The sequence below is a fragment of the Variovorax sp. 20P10.2.4 genome (assembly GCF_058244205.1).
Window position 1 is genome coordinate 1 of record NZ_JBZAYE010000780.1, and the last position, 3058, is coordinate 3058.

The 3058-nt window shown below is 70.3% G+C and carries 4 protein-coding genes; 2 read left to right on the forward strand and 2 right to left on the reverse strand.

Annotated features, from left to right (window positions below):
* Together AC27VN_RS37385 and AC27VN_RS37390 are read left to right on the forward strand one after the other, a co-directional pair.
* Window positions 1-558, forward strand: a 558-nt coding sequence (locus AC27VN_RS37385) for an amino acid ABC transporter permease (RefSeq protein WP_490879916.1), incomplete at its 5' end; no start/stop codon positions are given.
* Window positions 559-615: 57 nt separating this feature from the next.
* The gene (locus tag AC27VN_RS37390) at window positions 616-1173 is read left to right on the forward strand and encodes an NADPH-dependent FMN reductase (RefSeq protein WP_490879917.1); all 558 of its coding nucleotides are present in this window, start codon (window positions 616-618) and stop codon (window positions 1171-1173) included.
* Window positions 1174-1192: 19 nt separating this feature from the next.
* Here AC27VN_RS37390 and AC27VN_RS37395 read toward each other — a convergent pair whose 3' ends face one another.
* Both AC27VN_RS37395 and AC27VN_RS37400 read right to left on the reverse strand, forming a co-directional pair.
* Window positions 1193-2179 (reverse strand): hypothetical protein, encoded by a 987-nt coding sequence (locus AC27VN_RS37395; protein WP_490879918.1) that lies wholly within the window; start codon window positions 2177-2179, stop codon window positions 1193-1195.
* A gap of 22 nt (window positions 2180-2201) precedes the next feature.
* On the reverse strand, window positions 2202-2939 hold the full coding sequence (locus tag AC27VN_RS37400; RefSeq protein WP_490879919.1) for a hypothetical protein: 738 nt from the start codon (window positions 2937-2939) through the stop codon (window positions 2202-2204).
* Window positions 2940-3058 lie beyond the last annotated feature (119 nt).

The window sequence follows — 3058 nt, forward strand, 5'->3', positions numbered from 1 at the left end:
CTCAAGGCGCTGCTGGTGCTGGTGCTGGGCTTCCTGCGCGCGATCCCGGTGCTGATGCTGATCTTCTGGACCTACTTCCTGCTGCCCTTCGCCTTCGGCGTCAGCGTGCCGGGCGTGCTGTCGGTGATGTGCGCGCTGTCGCTGGTGGGCGGCGCCTACCTCGCGCACGCGGTGCACGCGGGCATCCGCGGCGTGGGGGCCGGGCAATGGGCGGCGGGCCTGTCGCTCGGGCTCACGCGCTGGGGCACGCTGCGTGTCATCGTGCTGCCGCAGGCGCTGCGCATGATGCTGCCCTCGTTCGTCAACCAGTGGGTTACGCTGGTGAAGGACAGTTCGCTGGCCTACATCGTCGGCGTGGGCGAGCTGTCGTTCGTGGCCGCGCAGGTGAATGCGCGCACCATGGTCTATCCGGCCGAGATCTTCATGCTGGTGGGCGCGATCTACTGGCTGCTGTGCAGCGGGCTCGACCGGCTGGCGAACGCGTGGCTGCGGCGGGCGCGTGCCGATGGCGCCGAGGCCAAGAACTTTTCCGGAAAAGGTCTTGAACGCTTCGCATAATCGCGGGCGTCAATCGACAACCATCACTACGACTCTCTCATTCAAGGAGCTTCACCCATGGCCCAGACCCGGATCGCCGTCATCGTCGGCAGCCTGCGCAAGGACTCGTTCAACCAGAAACTGGCGCTCGCGCTGGCCAAGCTGGCGCCCGAGGACTTCACCTTCGAGCACGTGCGCATCGACGACCTGCCGCTGTACAACCAGGACGAGGACGGCAACCAGGCGGCGTCGGTCAAGCGCCTGAAGACCGAGATCGCGGCGGCCGACGGCCTGCTGTTCGTCACGCCCGAATACAACCGCTCGGTGCCCGGCGTGCTGAAGAACGCGATCGACCATGCCTCGCGCCCCTACGGCCAGAGCGCCTGGGCCGGCAAGCCGGCCGGCGTGGTCGGCATCTCGGTCGGCGCCATCGGCACCGCGCTGGCGCAGCAGCACCTGCGCAACGTGCTGGCCTACCTCGACGTGCCCACGCTCGGCGCGCCCGAGGTGTTCCTGCAGACCAAGGACGACCTGTTCGACGACAAGGGCCACATCGGCAACGAAGGCTCGAAGAAGTTCCTGCAGGGCTGGATGGACAAGTACGTGGGCTGGATCAAGAGCCACAAGGCGGCTTGAGCACGGTCCGCACGCGGGTTCAATAGAGGATCACCAGCACGGTCTCGCCGCCGAAGGCCTCGTCGCGGGCCACGGCGGCCGTGACCGGCCGGGTGGCGACCTTGCCCGGCTTGCCGTCCTTGTCGATCCTCGGCGGCAGCGGCGCGTTCAGCTGCACGTAGCGCACCTGCGCCGGCGCGGCGCTGAACTCGGCCACCGCGCGCAGCGAGGTCGCGCCGGGCGGCGGCGCCACCGCCTGCATCTGCTGGTTCACGCGCTGCGAGAGTTCCTGCAGCGCCTTGAGGTCGCCGCGCGCCGCCGCGGCCTGCAGCTCCTGCTTGATCGAATCCATCGACTTCATCGCCGCCTCCTGCTGCTTGCGACCCGGCACCTGCGAGCCGTCGAAGGTCTTCTGGCCCTTGGCCACCAGCTGCAGCACCTGCTCGGGCGACAGCCGCGTGGTGAAGACCGCGCGGCCTTCGCGCGCGTCGCTCGCGAACGGGCGCCAGCGCAGCGTGGCCGCATCCTTCGCGCCGACGGCGCTGGCCAGGCCCAGCCGCGTGGCATCGGGCTGCTCGTCGGGCACCAGCGCGCCGAAGCCGTTGCGCTGGCCGGCGCGCATCCACGGTCCCAGGCCCTTGCGGAAGCGGTCGTCCTGCACCTCGAGCATCTGGCGCGCGATCGCCCGCACGCCGGGCGAGGTGTGGTCGAGCGCGGCCAGCACCGCCTCGCGGTCCTCGGGCGAGCCGATCTTGCCCAGCCTGCGCAGGCCCATCTCGGCCAGCATGGGGAAGCGGGCGCGCGCGGCGCTGCGCAGCACCTCGCGGTCGATCTCGCCGCGCGACTGCAGCATCTGCAGTTCGCCGTAGAGCGACAGTTCGAGTTCGGCGCGCAGGCCGGGGCAGGCGGCGTTCCAGCGGCCGTCGACGCACTGAGCCTCGAAGCGCGGCAGCACCTGCTCGGGTGGAATCTCGGTGCGCGGGCCGCCGATCAGCAGCGCGGCGCTCAGCAACAGGGCTTCGTTCATGGCGATGACTCCGGATGGGGGCTCACTGGGTGGCGCGGCGCATCGCGTTGCCCTTGGCCTTGACGTTCTTCGTCAGGGTGACGATCTCCTCGGGCGTCGGCACCACCATGCTGTTGTCGGGCTTGCGCACGTTGGTCGAGCCGGCCCACTGGCATTTGCGCGCCAGCGCCGCGATGTGGTCGCGCAGCACGCGCACGCCGGCGTCGTAGGCCTTGGCGTCGCTCTGCACGAACCATTCGACCGACTCGACCGACTTGTCGCCGGCCTTGTAGGCGGCCGCACAGGCCTTGATGTGCGTGTTCTCGTGCTCGATGGTGAATTCGGCCAGCGGCTTGCACAGCTTCTGCCGGATCTGCTGCTCGGTCACCGGCCGCGTGGTCGGCGACTGGCCCGGGCGCGGAACGTACTCCACCAGCTGGCAGCTGCCGCCGCTGATCACCGTGCCGAAGGAGGGCGCCGCGGCCCCGGCCGTGCCGGCGTCGCTGGCCGGCGGCGCGAGCACGCCGTACAGGTTGCCTTGCATCGCCGTGGTGAGCGCGCTGGTGGCCTGTGTCTGCATCGCATCGATGCTCAGGGGGTAGTAGGCCTGGGAGATCCAGGTCTGGAACTTGGCGCGCAGGAATTCCTGCTCGAGCATTTCGCGGTACAGCCGCGGCAGGTCCTGGCAGCGGTCGCAGTCGGGCGCGGCCTGGGCGGCGGCGCAGCCGAGCGCGAGCGCCAGCGCGGCCAGCCCGCGCGAGGGGCGTGGAAGCAGCTTCACGGTGAGGGGCTCCTGGAGGGAAGGGAGGGGGACGGTGCCTCGTCGTCGGCCGCCAGCGAGATCGCGAGCGCCAGTGCCTGGGTGCGCGGCGCGTTGGCATCGAGGGCCAGGGCGGTCTC